This window comes from Collinsella sp. AF33-16, assembly GCF_003475325.1.
Classification (GTDB): Bacteria; Actinomycetota; Coriobacteriia; order Coriobacteriales; family Coriobacteriaceae; genus Collinsella.
Genome location: NZ_QRQC01000011.1, coordinates 72,611 through 90,654 on the forward strand (window position 1 = coordinate 72,611; position 18,044 = coordinate 90,654).

Annotated in this window: 15 protein-coding genes and 1 tRNA gene; all 16 read right to left on the reverse strand. The window is 60.5% G+C overall.

Annotation, left to right across the window (positions count from 1 at the left end):
• Positions 1-284 precede the first annotated feature (284 nt).
• The 16 genes from DWZ52_RS05650 to asnB all read right to left on the reverse strand — a co-directional run bounded on the left by DWZ52_RS05650 (position 285) and on the right by asnB (position 17,878).
• A complete protein-coding gene (locus DWZ52_RS05650; RefSeq protein WP_118385098.1) occupies positions 285-2,927 on the reverse strand; it encodes an ATP-dependent Clp protease ATP-binding subunit in 2,643 nt (880 codons plus the stop codon).
• A 186-nt stretch (positions 2,928-3,113) separates the two neighbouring features.
• Positions 3,114-3,707, reverse strand: a complete 594-nt coding sequence (locus DWZ52_RS05655; protein WP_117639661.1) for a DUF2798 domain-containing protein — start codon at positions 3,705-3,707, stop codon at positions 3,114-3,116.
• Between the two features lie 314 nt (positions 3,708-4,021).
• Positions 4,022-5,590: a threonine/serine exporter ThrE family protein gene (locus tag DWZ52_RS05660; protein ID WP_199411521.1), complete on the reverse strand. Its 1,569-nt coding sequence runs from the start codon at positions 5,588-5,590 to the stop codon at positions 4,022-4,024.
• A gap of 320 nt (positions 5,591-5,910) precedes the next feature.
• Positions 5,911-7,875, reverse strand: coding sequence for a lysine--tRNA ligase (gene lysS / locus DWZ52_RS05665; RefSeq protein ID WP_118385099.1), 1,965 nt, complete (start codon positions 7,873-7,875; stop codon positions 5,911-5,913).
• A 79-nt stretch (positions 7,876-7,954) separates the two neighbouring features.
• Positions 7,955-8,425, reverse strand: a complete 471-nt coding sequence (greA, locus tag DWZ52_RS05670; protein ID WP_006234960.1) for a transcription elongation factor GreA — start codon at positions 8,423-8,425, stop codon at positions 7,955-7,957.
• Positions 8,426-8,531: 106 nt separating this feature from the next.
• On the reverse strand, positions 8,532-8,807 hold the full coding sequence (gene tatA, locus DWZ52_RS05675; RefSeq protein WP_022094895.1) for a twin-arginine translocase TatA/TatE family subunit: 276 nt from the start codon (positions 8,805-8,807) through the stop codon (positions 8,532-8,534).
• 112 nt (positions 8,808-8,919) lie between these two features.
• Positions 8,920-8,996 (reverse strand) — tRNA-Pro (locus DWZ52_RS05680).
• Between the two features lie 49 nt (positions 8,997-9,045).
• Positions 9,046-9,942: a 4-(cytidine 5'-diphospho)-2-C-methyl-D-erythritol kinase gene (ispE, locus tag DWZ52_RS05685; RefSeq protein WP_233509048.1), complete on the reverse strand. Its 897-nt coding sequence runs from the start codon at positions 9,940-9,942 to the stop codon at positions 9,046-9,048.
• A 2-nt stretch (positions 9,943-9,944) separates the two neighbouring features.
• Positions 9,945-10,241, reverse strand: a complete 297-nt coding sequence (locus DWZ52_RS05690) for a Veg family protein (RefSeq protein ID WP_006234957.1) — start codon at positions 10,239-10,241, stop codon at positions 9,945-9,947.
• 114 nt (positions 10,242-10,355) lie between these two features.
• Complete coding sequence (gene dtd, locus DWZ52_RS05695; protein ID WP_118385100.1) at positions 10,356-10,802, reverse strand: D-aminoacyl-tRNA deacylase; 447 nt, start codon at positions 10,800-10,802, stop codon at positions 10,356-10,358.
• A 3-nt stretch (positions 10,803-10,805) separates the two neighbouring features.
• Complete coding sequence (gene rdgB, locus DWZ52_RS05700; RefSeq protein ID WP_089572533.1) at positions 10,806-11,447, reverse strand: RdgB/HAM1 family non-canonical purine NTP pyrophosphatase; 642 nt, start codon at positions 11,445-11,447, stop codon at positions 10,806-10,808.
• Between the two features lie 140 nt (positions 11,448-11,587).
• Positions 11,588-12,313, reverse strand: coding sequence for a ribonuclease PH (gene rph / locus DWZ52_RS05705; protein ID WP_117716882.1), 726 nt, complete (start codon positions 12,311-12,313; stop codon positions 11,588-11,590).
• A 54-nt stretch (positions 12,314-12,367) separates the two neighbouring features.
• Positions 12,368-13,252, reverse strand: coding sequence for a glutamate racemase (gene murI / locus DWZ52_RS05710; RefSeq protein WP_117716881.1), 885 nt, complete (start codon positions 13,250-13,252; stop codon positions 12,368-12,370).
• A gap of 51 nt (positions 13,253-13,303) precedes the next feature.
• Positions 13,304-14,215 (reverse strand): HAD family hydrolase, encoded by a 912-nt coding sequence (locus tag DWZ52_RS05715; protein WP_117563806.1) that lies wholly within the window; start codon positions 14,213-14,215, stop codon positions 13,304-13,306.
• A gap of 107 nt (positions 14,216-14,322) precedes the next feature.
• Positions 14,323-15,885 carry a Mur ligase family protein gene (locus tag DWZ52_RS05720; protein ID WP_118385101.1) on the reverse strand — a complete coding sequence of 521 codons (1,563 nt, stop codon included), beginning with the start codon at positions 15,883-15,885 and terminating at the stop codon, positions 14,323-14,325.
• A 112-nt stretch (positions 15,886-15,997) separates the two neighbouring features.
• On the reverse strand, positions 15,998-17,878 hold the full coding sequence (gene asnB / locus DWZ52_RS05725) for an asparagine synthase (glutamine-hydrolyzing) (protein ID WP_117563808.1): 1,881 nt from the start codon (positions 17,876-17,878) through the stop codon (positions 15,998-16,000).
• Between the last annotated feature and the right edge of the window lie 166 nt (positions 17,879-18,044).

The window sequence follows — 18,044 nt, forward strand, 5'->3', positions numbered from 1 at the left end:
ACTTGTATATTCCCAGACTTCGTTTGCATAAACCAGTCGAAAACGCCGAGCGTTCTCGCATCATCGGCTAACGGTGGGGAGACGCCACTTTATTAAGGTAAAGCAGGTTAGACGGGCCGCGCCGAAGGAACGTTGGACCCTTCAACCAACCTCAACGCTTGATCAACGTTTATGCATACGCCATTGATATGTTTAATGAGATCTACTTTGAACGAAGGGGGCTTTCCAACAGAAAAAGGGCGCTCCTTTGGAACGCCCTCGTGGACACAAGGTTTTGTTACGCCCTACAGCGCGCCGGAACCGGCTTGCATCATGCCGCCGGGGCCCGAGGTCACGCCGCCGCTCACGGGCGCGGCGCTGCCAGTGTGCGGTGCCGCCGGGGTGGTATCGCCACCGAGCGTACCTGCCGGACGCGGTGCCGGAATCTCGCCCGTGCCGTGGCTAAAGACAAACTTGCCATCGGCCACGTCGCACAGGACGGTATCGCCCTCGCCCCACTCGCCGGCCAGAAGTTCCTCGGACAGCGGGTCCTCGATGAGCTTTTGAATAGCACGGCGCAGCGGACGCGCACCGTTGGTGAGGTCGGTGCCCTCGGCCACGATCTTGTCATAGGCCGCATCGGTGAGCTTGATGTTCATGCCGTTGGCAATCAGACGCTGGCGCAGGTCGTCCACCAGCAGGTGCGCGATCTTGGTGAGATTCTCGCCCGAGAGCTTCTGGAACACCACGATGTCGTCGATACGGTTGAGCAGCTCGGGGCGGAACAGGCGCTTGAGCTCGCCCATCGCGCGACCACGGATCTCACTCGACGTGAGACCCTGCTCGCCGGTGGTGCCAAAGCCCACGCTCGCATCCTGCGCAATCTCGCGGGCGCCCACATTGGACGTCATGATGATCACAGTGTTGCGGAAGTCGACCGTCTTGCCCTGGCTATCGGTCAGACGACCCTCTTCCAGCACCTGCAGCAGAATGTTGAAGATATCGGGGTGCGCCTTCTCGATCTCGTCGAACAGCACGACCGAGTACGGGTGGCGACGAACGGCCTTGGTGAGCTGGCCGCCCTCGTCGTGACCGACGTAACCCGGAGGGCTACCGATGAGCTTGGAGACCTCGAACTCGCTACCGAACTCGGACATGTCGAAGCTGATGAGCGCGTCCTTGCTGCCAAAGAGGTACTCGGCGAGCGTCTTGGCGAGCTCGGTCTTGCCCGTGCCGGTGGGACCCAGGAAGATAAAGCTGCCGCCGGGGCGACGCGGATCCTTGAGCGGCGAGCGGCTGCGGCGCACGGCCTTGGCAACTGCCTCGACAGCCTCATCCTGACCGATAATGCGGGTCTTGAGCACGCTTTCGGCCTGCAGCAGGCGACGGCTCTCGCTCTCGGTAAGCGAGGACACCGGCACGCCCGAGGTCACGGACACGATATCGGCGATCTGGGAGACATCGATGGTGAGCGGGTTGGCGTCGAGCTCGGCCGTCCAGGCAGCCTTGGCCTCGGCGAGCTCAATCTCGGCAGCCTTCTGCTGCTCGGTGATCTCGGCAGCCTTGTTCATGTCGTCGCTCTCGGTGGCCTCCTGCGCGGCGGCCTTGAGCTCCTCTATGCGATGCTCGGCCTCGCGCACCGGCTCGGGCGCGCGGTTAGCGGCGATGCGGGCGCGGGCACCGGCCTCGTCAATGAGGTCGATGGCCTTATCGGGCAGGAAGCGATCCTGGATGTAGCGGTTGGAAAGGTTCGCGGCGGCCTCGATAGCACCCTGCGTATAGCGCACATGGTGGTGCTCCTCGTAGCGCGGCTTGAGCGCGGTCAGGATCTTGACCGTGTCCTCGACGCTCGGCTCCTCGACATCGATGGTCTGGAAGCGACGCTCGAAGGCCGGGTCCTTGGTGAGATACTTGCGGAATTCCTCGGCCGTGGTGGCGCCGATAATCTGGAAGGCACCGCGCGCGAGCACGGGCTTGAGCATGGAGCTCGCGTCGATGGAGCCCTCGGCAGAACCGGCACCGATGATGGTGTGCATCTCATCGATAAACAAGATGACGTCGTCGGCCTCGGTTGCCTCCTGGATCACGTTCTTGAGGCGCTCCTCGAACTCACCGCGATACTTGGCGCCCGCAACGAGACCCGGCAGGTCGAGCGTCCAGATATTCTGGTTCATGAGGTTCTCGGGCACGTTGCCGGCAGCAATCTGTTGCGCCAGTCCCTCGACGATGGCCGTTTTGCCCACGCCGGGATCGCCCAGGATAAGAGGATTGTTCTTGGTGCGGCGCGAAAGGATCTCCATCATACGCTGGACTTCCTTTTCGCGGCCGATCACCGGATCGAGTTCGCCGTCGCGCGCCTTCTGCGTAAGGTTGGTCGCGAACTGCTTAAGTGTATCGGTGCCGCTCCCCTTTTGCTGGGAGGCATCCGAGCCGCTAAAGAACGGCAGGCCCGTACCGGGACGACCAGCACCGGCGCCAGCGAGCGGGCGCTTCTTATCCTGGTCCTTGGCGGTGAGTTTCTCGATAGCCTTTTTGATGGAGGCGGACGACACACCCAGGCGCATGAGGATGTCCATGGCCATGCCGTTGCCCTCTTCGACGATGCCGATCAGCAAGTGCTCGGTCGACACGTAGGTCTGGTTGTTTTCACGCGCCACGCGGAATGAACGCTCCATCACGCTAATGACGAGCGGCGTAAAGGCGAGCTTGGCCGCCTCGGTCTCCTCACTGGGCTCGGGAACCGTGGTCTGGACCTCTTTAAGAGTATCCATGATGTCGTCGTAGGAGATATCGAGCGAACGCAGTGCCTCGGCGGCAATGCCCTCGTCCTCCTTGGCGAGTGCGAGCAGCAGGTGCTCGGTACCCACCTTATTTGAGTGAAGATCGAGCGCTTCTTGCTTGGCCATGGACATGACCTTGCGCGCGCGATCGGTAAAACGGTCTAACATGCTAGTTCCTCTTAGACGAGCTAGTTTTTTCAAACGCAAAGCGCCGCCCGCGGCAGCGCTTTGGTCTCTTTACCCATATGGAGTATATGTTAACCGTTGGGACCTTTCCTGCCCGTAGCCGCGCGACAACGTCTACAAAAAAGGAATTGCTCGGGTCCGTTTGGCGGTTTGGTTTTGAGCTGCTGTCTAGCAGGCGGGCTCGGCGTCCATGCTCTCGGCAACGTCATTGACGGCATCGGCAACGGGAGCGCCCGGCATGCGCACGAGCTCCATGTGCGGCTCGGCAAAGACCGTGCCCATGGGGAAGGCGCGGCGGAAGACAAAGCGAGCAACCGGACCGGCCACCAGCAGGTTCCAGGGCAGGGCCATGATAAAGTTGCGCGGAATGTTAACGAGCCACATCATCGGCAGCAGCTGCAGGTTGGCGAGCGGGCCGCCGGGCATGTGGAACAGGCCCTCGCACGCACCGTAGAGCGACATGATGATGACCATAGGAACGACCATGCAGGAGCTGACGGCGAGCGTCATGGCAATCGGCGAGCTCTTGCCCGGCGTGACCAGGAATTTAAAGGCGAAACCCTTGGCGAGCGGGCTGGCGACAAACCAGTCGCAGCACATGGCAAAAACGTAGGCAACGGGGAAGCCGAGCCACGCGGCGGCAACAACCTCGCCGTTGATGGCCCCATGCTGCAGGGCAACGTTGTAGATGCTCATCCAGAGCACCATGCAAAAGCACATGATAAAGGTGAACAGCAGGCTCTCTCGTTTGTTGATAGGCATAAAGGGCATGGTCCTTTCTGTGTTACGCCGCTACGCCACGCAACAAAAACGGGCGGGCAAGATGGAGCTGTTGGGACTTCATCTCGCCCGCCCGTGATACGTGCGTCTGCGACTACTTATGTGGTGGAACCAGCCTAGCACGAAAACCCCGCGCTTCGTAAGCGTTGAGTTTATGGAGATGCAGGGCACCAATAATCCCCCGACCCCATAAGTTGCGGTGGAATACGGACTGTTTTGACCCTTTAAGCAGCAATTCAGTCCCTATTTCACCGCAACTCATTTGGTGCAAAGTAACCTGTCCCCCCTTGCACCAATTAGCTGGTGTGGCGCCAGCGAGAGTCGGTGAGGGTTCTCGCCACGCCCAGGCCAACGGGCAGAAACGCCACAATGAGCACTGCACGCACAAACCAGCCGAGCATATTGACCGTGTCGAAGGTGCACATGTAATACATCGAGCGATACAGATACAAGCCCGGCACCATAATGACAATCGATGGCACCGTGAGGGCGATACGTGGGTAGGTGAGCTTGATTTCGGCTAAGCTCGCGAGCAGCCCCGATACCAGCGCGCCGATAAACGCTGCCGCCTCGGGAGGCATACCTACGCTCAGGCCCAGAAAGGGAAACAGCATCGGCGCATCGACGAGCGTAAGGCGCAAGGTATTGGACACGGCGCCGATCAGCCCAGCTGCCGCGGCCATCTTTACCGGGCTGTTGAACATCACCGAGAAGCCGAATACGCCAACAAAGCTCATCACCACGCGCAGGAGCGTAAGGGCAAGCGGCGAAAGGCCGAGCGGGGCAAAATCATCCGGTGCCAGCCCCACACACTCGGCAACCATCCAGCCCACAAGGGTCGCCATCACAATAATCGACACGGCATACGAAAGACGCTCAATGCCGCTTCGCATATCGAGCTTAGCGATGTCGAGGCCTGCCGTAATGAGGGGAAAGCCGGGAATCACAAAGAGCATGGCGCCGATATAGCCTTCTTGGTGCGACATTGCCCCCGGTACGACCTGGCCAAGGCCGAGCAATGCCAGCAGATACGAAACGCAAGCGAGCGCAACGCCAATCGTCAGCGCGCTAAACTGGCCAAGACCCTGCTTGAGAATATGAGAGCGAGCAAAGTTGCCAACACCAGCGCCTACGAATGCGCAGGCCATCTCGATAGGGCCGCCGCCGAGCAAAAAGACGAAGGCGCCGCAAGCACAAGCTGCCGCAAGGCCCTGTTGCCAGGGAGAGTAATCGGGTTTTGAACTCTCAACGGTCTTGAGCATCTCGTGGTATTCGTGCACGGTAAACCGGCGCCCATACGTCTCGATTTCCTTTAGGAAGCTCTCCATCATCCAAATGCGATGGGTATTGACTCCCGTTGTGGGCAGGCTGACAACCTCGTTAAAGCAGTGGCCATCTTCGATGCAGGTGCACTCAAACGACAGAAGACTTAAGTCAACGTGGACGGTGACACCGAGTACGGCGGCAACGCGATTCATGGTATCGCGTACACGCCAGGCACCCGTTCCGCTCGCGAGCATAAGCATACCGGTGCGGCAGATGATGGATGACTTATCGGTGAGCGGCGCATCGACGGCAAGCTCATCGCCTGCCGTCACGATCTGGTGCCAGTCTGTTTTCATATGGAGTGCGCCGGCACGAACACCGTGGTGCATGGGGGCTCTCGAAAGCAGCGAGTCAAGGCGCGAAGACTGTGGGGGCTCCGTTGATTCGTCCTCAACCTCATCAGTCTCTTCATCGACCAGATCAAATGAGTCAAGCGATGCCGGCTCGCGACGATCGATTAGCTCCTCATCCTCATCGTCAAAGTAATTGAACTGATCGAGCATGTCCTCTTCGATTGCACGCTCGCTCGCGTCGTCCATATAGACGCTCCCTTCCTACCGACTAACCCCCATCCTAGGCAGCGACGGCTAAAGGAAACATAAAAGAGACGGCTGCCATGCGAGCCATGTGCTCAATAGCCGTTGGGTAGTCGTTTAAGAACGTCCCCAATGACTATTGACGGCCAAGGCAACGCCGATGTATTGGCAACGTCAGCGAGCGGGCCGCATTTGAGACAAGGTGACGTGAAACGAAAGGGCGCTGACCTTCTGGTCGCGCCCTTGAAATTGAACGTCAGATTGTCCAAATGCGGCCCGCGCAGCGTCGGCCGGTCCGCCGTTCGGTAGAACGGCGGAACCAATTAGTACATCTTTGCGCCGGCGGGGATGGAGGCGTCGAGCTGGATCAGGTTGAGACGCTCCTCACCATCCTCCTCGTGGATAGCGCTGATGAGCATGCCGCAGCTGGGAATGCCCATCATCTTGCGCGGCGGCAGATTGGTGATGGCGAGCAAGGTCTTGCCGACCAGGTCCTCGGGCTCATAATAACCGTGAATGCCGGAGAGGATGGTGCGGTCGGTGCCAGTGCCGTCGTCGAGCGTAAAGTTCAGCAGCTTCTTGGACTTCTTGACGGCCTCGCACGCCTTGACCTTCACAGCGCGGAAATCGCTCTTGGAGAAGGTATCAAAGTCGACGAACTCCTCAAACAGCGGCTCGACGGCGATCTTGGAGTAATCAACCGTGGGCTTGAGCGGCTTGACGAACGGGCTCGCGGTGTTGCCGGCCTCGGCAGCCTTGGCGGCAGCGGCACCGGACTGGAAACCCTTCTCGGGCTTCATGTGCGGGAACAGTAGCACGTCGCGGATGGAAGCCTGGTTGGTGAGCAGCATGACCACGCGGTCGATACCGATGCCGATGCCGCCCGCGGGAGGCATACCGTACTCGAGGGCGCGCACGTAGTCCTCGTCGTACTCCATGGCCTCGTCGTCGCCGCCAGCCTTCTCGGCCATCTGGGCGGCAAAGCGCTCGGCCTGGTCGACCGGGTCGTTGAGCTCGGAGAACGCGTTGGCGTACTCGTGACCGGCGATAACCAGCTCAAAGCGGTGCGTCAGGCGCGGGTCGTCCTCAAAGCGCTTGGCAAGCGGGCTGACCTCGATGGGGTAATCGCAAACGAACGTGGGGTTGACAATGGTGTCCTCGCCCAGCTCATCGTAGATCTCGGCGATAATCTTGCCGGCGGTCCACTCGGGCTTAATCTCCAGGCCCTTCTCGCGCGCGGCGGCAGCAAGCTCCTCGACCGGCGTGTCGATGGTGACCTGCTTGCCGAGCACGTCGGAAACGATGTCGGTCATGGGACGGCTGGCCCACTCACCAGAAAGGTCGATGGTCTGGCCCTGGTACTCGATGACCTCGGAGTTGCCGATGGCCTTGTTAGCCGCCTTAATGACACCCTGGGCGAGCGCCTTCATGCCCTCGAGGTCGGAGAAGGCACGATAGGCCTCCATCGTGGTGAACTCGGGGTTGTGGGTAAGGTCCATGCCCTCGTTACGGAAGATACGGCCGATCTCGAACACGCGCTCAAAACCGCCGACGATGCAGCGCTTGAGGTGCAGCTCGGTAGCAATGCGCAGGTAGCACTCCTGATCGAGCGCGTTGAAGTGGGTAATGAACGGCTTGGCAGTAGCGCCGCCCTGGATGGTCTGCAGGATGGGGGTCTCGACCTCCATGTAGCCGTCGGACTCCATAAAGCGACGGAAGGTGGAGAGAATCTGCGAACGCTTACGGAACGTCTCGCGAACGTCGTCGTTGGCGATCAGGTCAACATAGCGCTGGCGATAGCGGGTCTCCTTGTCGGAAAGACCGTGGAACTTCTCGGGCAGCGGACGAACGGCCTTGGCAAGCAGGGTCGCGCTCTTAGGGGCAACGGAAAGCTGACCGCGCTGGGTGCGCACAACCACGCCGGTCACGCCCAGGATGTCGCCCAGGTCGAGGGACTTGAGCGTATTCCAGGCAGCCTCGTCCATGTCGTTGATGCGGCAGAACAGCTGAATCTCGGCAGTCGCATCGCGCACGACGATGAACATGATCTTGCCCTGACCGCGCTTGGCGACCACACGGCCGGCGATCTTCACGACGTCCTCGGTGTCCTCGCCATCGGCAAGCTCGGCATACTTAGCCTCGATATCGGCAACGTAGTCCTCAAGCTCAGAGTGCTCGGGATAGGGGTTCTGGCCCGCCTCGAACAGGGCGGCGCGCTTGGCCAGGCGGGTGGCGCGCTCGTCGTTGAGCGTCGATGCCTGATCTGCGGCGTTCTGGTTCTCTGCCATAAGTTAGCTCCTCAAACTAAAACGCTCCCCAGGATTCGGTCCCAGGGAGCGAAAACATACCTTTACGCGGGACCGTGGTCTAGCGTGCAATCTTGGCGATGGTGTAGACGCGAGTCTTGCCGGAAGGCGTAACGACCTCGACGGAGTCGCCCTCGCCGTGACCGATGATGGCGTGGCCGACCGGAGACTCGTTGGAAATCTTGTGCTCGAGCGAGTTGGTCTCGGTGGTACCGACGAGCGTGACTTCCATGACCTCACCGTTGGGATCAATCAGAGAAACGGTGGAACCGATGGAGACGGTCAGATCACCTGTGGTGGCAGCAACCTGAGCGTTGGCAAGGATGGCCTGGATCTCGGCAATACGAGCGGCGTTCTGGGCCTGCTTGTCCTTGGCGGCATCGTACTCGGAGTTCTCCGAAAGGTCGCCGAACGCGCGGGCTTCCTTGATGTCCTCGACGATCTCCTTGGCGTAATCGCCCTCACGCCAAGCGAGCTCCTCGACGAGCTTCTGGCGGCCCTCAGCGGTCAGTACGATCTGGCTTGCGTCCATACGGATATCTCCCCAACTCTGATCAAACAATCAACTGTCAACAAAACGAAAAAGACCGGCTAGCCTGCGGGCAAGCCGGTCAGGTGCTCACCCCAAAGGGATGGGACTACTCTGCGTCCGCGTCGCTGTCCTCTGCCTGCTTCTTCTTGGCAGCAGCGAGCTTGGCCTCGAGCTCAGCGATCTCCTTGTCCTCCTCGGACTGCTCGACCACGACCTCCTCGGCCTGCTTGGTCTCGGCCTTATCGTCGCCTTCCATACCCTCGCGGATATTCTTGACGGTAGAGCCGAGGGACTTGCCGAGCTTCGGCAGGTTCTTGGGCCCGAAGATAATCAGGACAACGACGAGAATAATGATGAGCTCAGGAGCCCTCAGTCCAAACATGTAGACCTCCACAATACAGCGAGACAAGCTCGAATGAGTATACCGCGGGTATCGCGGTATCACAACAATAGCTAAAAAAAGGGACCGCAAGAAGCGGTCCCTCCTCATGCTCTGGTCGGGTTGACTGGATTTGAACCAGCGACCCCTGCGTCCCGAACGCAGTGCTCTACCAAACTGAGCCACAACCCGTTAGCTCGACTATAGTAACAAAGATTTCCGTCGTGTGCTAGAGAAATTTTTACTTCTTTGGCACTTCGATGCGAACCGTGTTGGGAATGAGCTCCGTCGCGCAGGCCCACCAGCCGTTTTGCTGGGCAGCGTCGGCAAGCCTTTCGGCCGTGGCAGCGGTGTCGCAAATGGCAAACGAGCAGGCGCCCGATCCGCACACATCTACAGCAACGGTGCCGTCTTGTTTACGCAGACAATCGAGAACCGTTTGTATCTGCGGCTCCATCTGTGCGGAAATGACACCCAGGTTGTTATGGATGAGCGCATATGCCGTCTCGGCATCACCAGCACGCAAGGCAGAAGCTATCGCGCCGGGCTTGTCCGCAGGCACCGGGGCCTCGTCAAAACGTCGATAGGCTTCAATTGTCGAAACACTTGCCTCGCGCGGCTTGACCAACACGACGGGCGTTGCGGGCAGCGCAGGGTACTCAGTTGCCAGCACGTCTCCCCCACCTACGTAGAACGCAGGGCTCGCGTGCAAAAAGAACGGGACGTCAGCACCAATGCCCCGCGCAATGTCGTCGAGCGCGGGGTCGGAGCGATCAATTCCCCAGAGCTCCGCCAAGGCGACAATGACCGCGGCCGCATCCGTCGAGGGACCGCCCAAGCCGGCGCACAATGGAATGCGCTTCTCAATCGTCACGCAGATGTTTGCCTCGCGACCATAATGCTCGGCCATAGCAACCGCAGCCCGATACGCCGTATTCTTTTGCATGGGAAAATCTGATGCCGGAACCGTTTGGACGGTCAGCGCCTGCGCCGGCGTGACCGTCACGGCATCGGAAAGACCGACGGCTACCATCAGGGAATCGACCCTGTGGTAGCCGCGGTCATCGCGCTCGGTATGAACCCCCAGGTAGAGGTTAATCTTTGCCGGCGCGGAAAGAGTCAGGGACCGATCGGTCACCGTTAATGCTCCTCGAGCTGATTGCCGAGCGGGGTAAAGATATGCTCGCCGCTCTCGGGATCGAACAGCTCGACCTGACCGGTGAGGACATCGATATACTGGTAGGACTGACGCGACTTGCGCCCGCGGCGCTCGTCGACCTCGACGATAAAGACGGCGGGGTGGACGCTCTTGATGGTGCCCATGCGCTCGACGACGCGGGTGCGGCCCATGTTGGCCTTCACCTTGACGCGATCGCCCACCATATCGGTCAGCTTCTCGTGGATGTCGTCGACGTGATTGACTTCCATCTCTTCCATGAACAGGGCCTCCAGAAGGTGCAATTCAAAAAGGGGATAATACCCCTAAGATAGACAAAACTCTAATACTATAGCACCCTGTTACAAACACGCGCAAGTAGCTAATTTGGCTACTTACAGATTGTCGGTATCGAGGACGATGGTGAATGGGCCGTCGATGACGAGGTCGACCTTCATGTCGGCGCCAAAGATGCCGTGCGCCACGTGTTCGACATCTTGGCGAACGAGCGTCAGGAAGTACTCGTAGAGCTCGTTGGCGACATCGGGGGCGCCGGCATCCGTAAACGATGGGCGGCGGCCGTGACGGCAATCGGCGAACAGCGTGAACTGCGACACTACGAGAACCTCGCCGTCGACATCGGCAAGTGCCAGGTTGGTCTTGCCGTTCTCGTCCTCGTTAATGCGCAAGCCCCGGAGCTTGCCCCACAGTTTATCGGCCTCGGCGCGCGTGTCGCCGTGGCCCACGCCCAGCAGCACCAGATAGCCGCGCCCAATTTTACCCACGCACTCGCCGTCGACCGTCACGCCGGCGTTGAGTACGCGCTGCACCACCGCACGCACGGCTTACTCCTCGCCCGTCAGTTTGGCGGACAGATGCTCGAGCGCATGGAATCGATGGCTGATGGCGTTCTTCTCGTCCGCCGTCAGCTCGGCCATGGTCTTGCCCGGCGTGTCGACCGGCAGGAACAGTGGGTCGTAGCCAAAACCATGATCGCCGCGGCCCTCGTGTGCGATAGCGCCCTCGCAGGCGCCCTCGCCATAAGTGACCAGGCCGTCCGTGTCGATAAGCGCGACGACGCTCATAAAACGCGCGGTGCGGTCCTCGTCGGCCACGCCCTCCAGATTCACGAGGAGCTTGGCGTTGTTGGCGGCATCGTCGCCGTGCACGCCCGCATAGCGTGCGCTGTACACGCCCGGCTCACCGTCCAGGGCATCAACGACCAGGCCCGAATCGTCGGCGATGGCCATAAGCCCCGTCTCCTCTACCGCGGCCTGCGCCTTGATGATGGCGTTCTCCAAAAACGTCGTGCCGTTTTCCTCGGGGTCCTCAAAATCACCCAGCTGACCCAACGCCACAAAGCGAACCTCGGGCATGACCTTGCCCAAAATGGCCTCGATCTCGGTGAGCTTATGGGCATTGCCCGTTGCCACGACGATGGTCGCCGCCGGGTCGAGGGTGTCGATATCGATCTTCTCTAGTGCCATGACTGGCTTCCTTGTCTCTATAGCAATGCCGCCCAAGGGAAACTGGCCTCGAGCCCTCTCCCCTCCCTGGCGACAGAAACCTTATACTTCGACGTTTTCCCAGATAAAACCTACCAAAATTAACATCCCTTTTTGGCAGGTTAGGCGAGGGCTTGGCGCTGAAGCTCGATGAGCTCGGCAACGCCCTTGTCGCCCAGGTCGAGTAGGGCGTTGAGACGCTTACGGTCGAAGGGCGCCTGCTCGCCGGTACCCTGAAGTTCGATCATCTCGCCGGTGTCGGTGGCGACGAGGTTCATGTCGACTTCGGCGTGGCTGTCCTCGGAATAATCGAGGTCAAGCAGCGTATTGCCGTCGACAACGCCCATAGAGATGGCAGCCACCTGGCCGGTAAGCGGGATGCGCTCGATCTTGCCTGCCTCGACCCACATGGCGAGGGCGTCGTGCAGCGCCACCCAGGCGCCGGTAATGCTCGCCGTACGCGTACCGCCATCGGCCTGGATCACGTCACAGTCGACGGTGACGGTGTACTCGCCGAGCACCTTCATGTTGACGACGGTACGCAGGCTGCGACCAATGAGGCGCTCGATCTCCATGGAGCGGCCTTTGCGGTTGGCGTGCTCGCGCTTGCAGCGCTTGCCGGTCGACGTCGGCAGCATGGCGTATTCCGCGGTCACCCAACCGGCCTTAGCTCCCTTTCGCCAGCCCGGCACGCCCTCCTCGATAGTGGCGGCGCACAGCACGCGCGTGTCGCCGAACTCGGCCAGGCACGAACCGTGGGCGTGCTTCATGACGCCACGGGTGAGCTTAACGGGACGCAACTCGTTGGCGGCGCGGCCGTTGGCGCGGTTGACCTGCATGTACTCCATAGAAAGATCCTTTCGGCAAAAAATGTGGCGAAGGCTTTGGCGGCGGCCTTACATCTATTTCAGCTCATCGATATCGATATGCTCAATGCTCTTGAGCGGCTGACCAAAGATAAAGCTGCCCGCCACCGCAAACTCGGCAATGTTATCGGCCGTCGTGGCAAAACGATGCTGCGGCTCGGCGGCGTCGCCCGCCAGCTGCTCGCGGCGCGTGAGGATATCGGTCAGCTCGCGCGTGGTCTCCTCGGCGGAACTCACGACGCGCACCCCAGGCCCCAGCGCATGACGGATAGGTCCCACCAACAGCGGAAAATGCGTACAGCCGAGCACCACGGTATCGATACCGTGGTCGCGCAGCGGCTCAACCGTGGCACCCACCAGCGCACGCACGGCAGGCGTATCGAAGATGTCCTCGTTCTCAAGCCACTGCTCTTGCAGATGCGCACCCGAGGCGAGCTCGTGTTCGACAACCTCGACAAAGCTCGAGGCGGGGCAGCCGTATACGTCGACGCCGGCATCTAGGTCCTGAATGGCGCGCGTGTAAGCGCCCGAGCGAATGGTGAGGTTGGTGGCGAGCACGCCCACGCGACGCGTGCGGGTGCTGTTGATTGCCGCACGGGCACCCGGCGCGATCACGCCGATCACGGGAACGTCGAGCACCTGCTGGGCCAGACGCAAGGCCGCAGCTGTCGCCGTGTTGCAGGCGATGACCATAATCTTGACGTCGTGCTTCGACAGCCAACGGCCCGCCTGCAACGCAAACGAGCGCACCTCATCCTCGGTGCGCGTGCCGTAGGGGCAGCGTTTGGTGTCGCCGAAGTAGTAGACGGACTCATGCGGCAGCGCCGTCGCGATGGCGCGCGCAACCGTCAGACCGCCCAAACCAGAATCGAACACGCCAATCGGGCGCGTGTCGCCTGTCGGATTCTCGATATCGGACATTACCTCACCAGTCTCTCTCGAAAAGACATGTCCAAGTGCGGCGACGCCGCGCTACGAACGCGCCGCGACCAGCAGCTCTGCCGTCGCCGCCCAACCGTCGACAATTTTGCCGCGCGTAACGAAAGCGTTCTCGCAAGCAGCCAGGAACTCGGGCGCGCCGGCGCTCGTCAGGCCATTCTCGACCAGACAGAACGTGCCCACGTGATCGGCCATGTAGAAGTCGGACTCGGAGTCGCCGAGCGCGAGCGTCTCCTCGCGCTCGATCCCCAGGTGCTCGCAGAAGCGCGCAATGGCGACGCCTTTGTTGAGACCCGCGGGGTTGATGTTGAACGCGCGACCGTCCTCGACGCGATCGAGCTCGAGCGTCGTCGGCTTGGACAGATGCGTCAGGTGACCGTTACAGGCCCACACCAGGCCGCAGCCGGCCTCGTCGAGGATGGCCTGGACCTCATCGTCGGGCACATCGCCGCGCATGCCGACGGTGACCTCGCGGTACTTGTAGCCGGTCGACATGTCGTTGTGATACTCGATCTTGTGCGGCCAGCGGGCGAGGATCTTCTCGCACACGCCGGTCTGCTCGATCACCTGGTGCGGAGTAAGGCCGCAGACGGGGTCGTAAGGCATGTCGCCAGTCAGATACTCCCAATCGTTGGCTTTGAGGTCGTACATGACCAGGCCGCCCATCTCACCAATGTAAGAGTTGAGGCCGAGCACGCGCGCGTCCTCGTGGATCATGGTACGGTTGCGGCCCGAGGTGGGAACCACCTGAATACCAGCGCGGGCAAGTGCCACGACGGCCTCGACGAGTTTGGTCGAGGGGTTGCCGTCGTTGTCGCACAGCACGCACGAGCCGGGTGCGAGCATCGTGGCATCCAGGTCGGTAAAGACGTACTTGACCTTGGCCAAGCGCTCGCGCATCTCGCCCGAAAGCTCGGCAACGGTCGGCAGGGTGTTGTGGGACATGGTTACTCCGTTTACGTAGAAGGGTTTGGACTTGGACGGCATGTTTTGATTGAGGGAACACGTTTATGGCGACAGCGCACTCAGGGCGCCTTCGCCATCATGGTTCATTAGTCAAACTGGGTAACATCGATCAGGCGATTGGCCAACGAAAGGTCGCTCTCGATGGGCACGAACTCGTCGCCCACGTGCATGAGCTCCTCGTCACCCTTTGCCAGCAGCAAGACAATGGTGGGAGCATTGGGGTTGACGTACTCCTCGCGCGCCGCCTTGAACGCCGCATGCACAGCGGCTTCACGGTCGAGGATGATCTCGTTCGGCGTATCGTCGGGAACATGCTCGGCAAGCTCGCGACAGACCTTCATCGGGTCCTCGTGAGCCGGGTCCTCGTTGGCAAAGATCATCAGGTCGGAATATGGTGCGGCCTCGCGCGGAAGCTGCTCGCGGCGCTCCTGCGCCTTGCCGCCGGCAGCGCCAAACACTGCAATGACTGGACTAGTGGGAAACGCGCGCTTGACCGACGAGAAAAGCGAACGGAACGAAAGCTGGTTGTGCGCATAGTCAACGACGCAGATCACGCGGCCATCCTTCGACTCCACGACCTCCATACGGCCCGGCACACGCAGTTTGGAGAGGCCCTTCTTGATAGCCTCGATACCGATGCCGATCTCGTGCGCAGCGGCGATAGCGACCAGCGCGTTTTCCACGTTAAAGTCGCCCGCGATGCCCAGCAGGACCTTCTCCCCCGCCTCGGACTCGTCGGCACACAGGCCATGCAGGTTAAACTCGATGTTAAAGCCGACCACGCGGACATCGCTTGCCCACAGGCTTGCCTCGGGATGCTCGACGCCAACGGTCACCAAGCGCTCGGCCGTCGACGCTGCCTCCAGCACACGGTCAACCTCTTCGGTGCCCAGATTCACCACGGCGGTCTTTGCCTGGTCAAAGATCCTGAGTTTGCTCTCAAAATAATCCTCAAACGTGGGGTGTTCGATCGGTGAGATGTGGTCACGGCCGATGTTGAGGAAGCACGCCACGTCAAACGGCAGATTCTCGACGCGTTGGTACTTGAGTGCCTGGCTCGAGACCTCCATGACCATGGACTGGCGACCGGACTCACGGCAGTTGGCGATATGGCGCCAGACCTCGGGGGCCTCGGGCGTAGTATTGGTGCTCTCGTAGCACTCGATGCCATCGTCGGTACTCACCGAGCCGATCATGCCGCAGGATTCGCCCGCTGCCTTGATGATGGACTGGAGCATAAAAGCGGCCGTGGTCTTTCCCTTGGTACCGGTGATGCCCACGATCTTGACGTCGTGGTCGGGACGGTCGTAGACCTCCGGCGGCAACAGGGCCATGGCCGTGCGAACGCTATCAACAACCAGCATCGCAGCACCGCTCTCCTGCGCCAGCGGCTCCAGAGACTCGACCAGCGACTCTTCGCACACAAATGCGACGGCGCCCGCATCGAGCGCCATGCTCAAAAACGCGGGCTTAAAGGCAGCGCCTTTGCAAAAGAACACGTCACCTGCCGAGACCGCACGCGAATCAAACGAGCAGCCGGTCACGGCACGCTCGTCAACCTGCTCTGATGCGCGCAGCTCGCCGCACACATCGAGAAGCTTGGCAAGCGTATCGACCGTGGTCACGGTCGCGGAATCCGAATGGTGCATCTTTCGCCTTTCTCAGCCATTTGGCAGGGACGGTTTTTATAGTAACTGAAACGCACCCACGCAAAAACGGCTCCCGGAGGAGCCGTTACGCGCAGGCGTTCGTAAGCCGAGGCTAGGCAGCCTGAACAGCGGGCTGGTCCTCGTCGATAAAGAAGCGCTTGTACCACACCAGGAACACGAGCGGCGTATAGATCTTGCGCTGGAAATCGCCCTTGCCCGCAAAGTGCAGATCGAGCAGGTGCATGAGCTCGTCGGTATCGAAGAACTCGCTTGCCCACGGCGCGGTGAAGTACTCCTTGACATAGTCGTACCACTTTTGCTCGCGCAGCCAGTAGACAATCGGCACCGGGAAGCCCACCTTGGGACGGGTGGCCCACTCATCGGGCAGCGACTTGTTGGCAGCGTGGCGGAGTACCTGTTTGTTGCCGTTCTCGTTGATGCGGTAGCGGTCGGGAATGTGCTCGGCGAACTCCATGACTTTGCGGTCCAGGAAGGGCACGCGCAGCTCCAGCGAGTGCGCCATGCACATCTTGTCGGCCTTGAGCAGAATGTCGCCCGGAAGCCACATGTTCATGTCCAGGTACTGCTTCTTGACCAGCTCGGGCTGACCCTTCACGCGCGCATAGATGGGAGCGGCAAGCTCGAAGGCGCCATCGCCGGTGTTGTACTCGGGCTTGAGCACGCCGTCGACCTCGCGCTCCGGCCATACCAGAGCCTGTCCCAGGAACGACTTCTCGGGGATCTCGGCACCCTTGACCAGGAAGTTATGTCCCTTGAAGTACGGCATATGCAACGCCAGGTTACCGAGCGCGCGGCGGATGGGCAGCGGCACCATCTTTTTGTACTTGCGGACTGGGACCGTGTCCTCGTAGTAGGCGTAGCCGCCAAAGAGCTCGTCGGCGCCTTCGCCCGAAAGCACGACGGTGACGTCCTTGCGGGCCATCTCGGCCAAGAACCACAGCGGCACGGAAGACAGGTTGGACTGCGGCTCGTCCATGTGATACTGGATGTCCTCGAGCGCACCGAAGAACTCGTCGGCGGTAATCATCTTGCGAACGTTTTCGACGCCGAGCTTATCGGAAAGCTCCTTGGCGTAGTTAGTCTCGTTGAAATTCTTGTAATCGAAGCCCACCGAGAAGGTCTTGTCGGGCATGAGGCAAGCGGCGATGTAGCTGGAGTCGACGCCGCCGGAGAGGAACGACGCGACCTTGACGTCAGCGATGCGATGGGCCTCGACGCTCTCGTGCACGACCTCATCCAGCTCGTCGACGTACTCCTCGAACGGCTTCTCGACGGCAGAGTAATCGCAATCCCAGTAGCGCTCGATGTTCATCTTGCCGGTCGGGATATCGACGGTAAAGTAATGCGCCGGCGGCAGCTTGTAGACACCCTCGAAGAAGGTCTCCTCGGTTGCCGAATACTGCAGCGTCATGTACGGACGCAGGGCCTTTTTGTTGACCGCCTTGTGGAAGTGCGGGTAGTCCAGGAAGCTCTTGATCTCGGAACCGAAGAGCACGCCCGGAGCGCCGTCGCCCGCATCGGCCATGGGATAGTAGTAGAGCGGCTTGATGCCAAAGATATCGCGGGCGCCAAAAAGCTTATTCTTCTTCTTGTCCCAGATGACGAAGGCGTACATACCGCGCAAGCGATCGAGTACTGCCTCGCCCCACTCCTCGTAGCCGTGCAGGAGGCTCTCGGTGTCGGCTCCACAGTGGAACTTATAGCCCTTGGCCTCGAGCTCGGAGCGAAGCTCCTGGAAGTTGTAGATCTCGCCGTTGAAGACGATAACGACGCTGCCGTCCTCATTGGCCATGGGCTGAGCGCCGGCCTCGGTCAGGTCGAGGATCGACAGGCGGCGGAAGCCCAGGGCAACGCGGCCGTCGATAAACTGACCGCCCATGTCGGGACCGCGATGGACGATGCGGTCCATCATCTTGGTGAGCACCTCGGATTGGTTATCCGTCCCACCGACAAAACCGACAAAACCGCACATATAACTATCCCCTCTGCTGTTGCTGGGCATCAAATCGAATCAGTAGCTTTTGAGTATACCCGAGGGCGTAAAGAGGGGCGGAATGTTCAGGCAATCTCAACTGAATCAGCTCCGCTGTGACACGCGGGTTGATTTTCAATCTCAACGCAACAGCCTGAACGGGTCC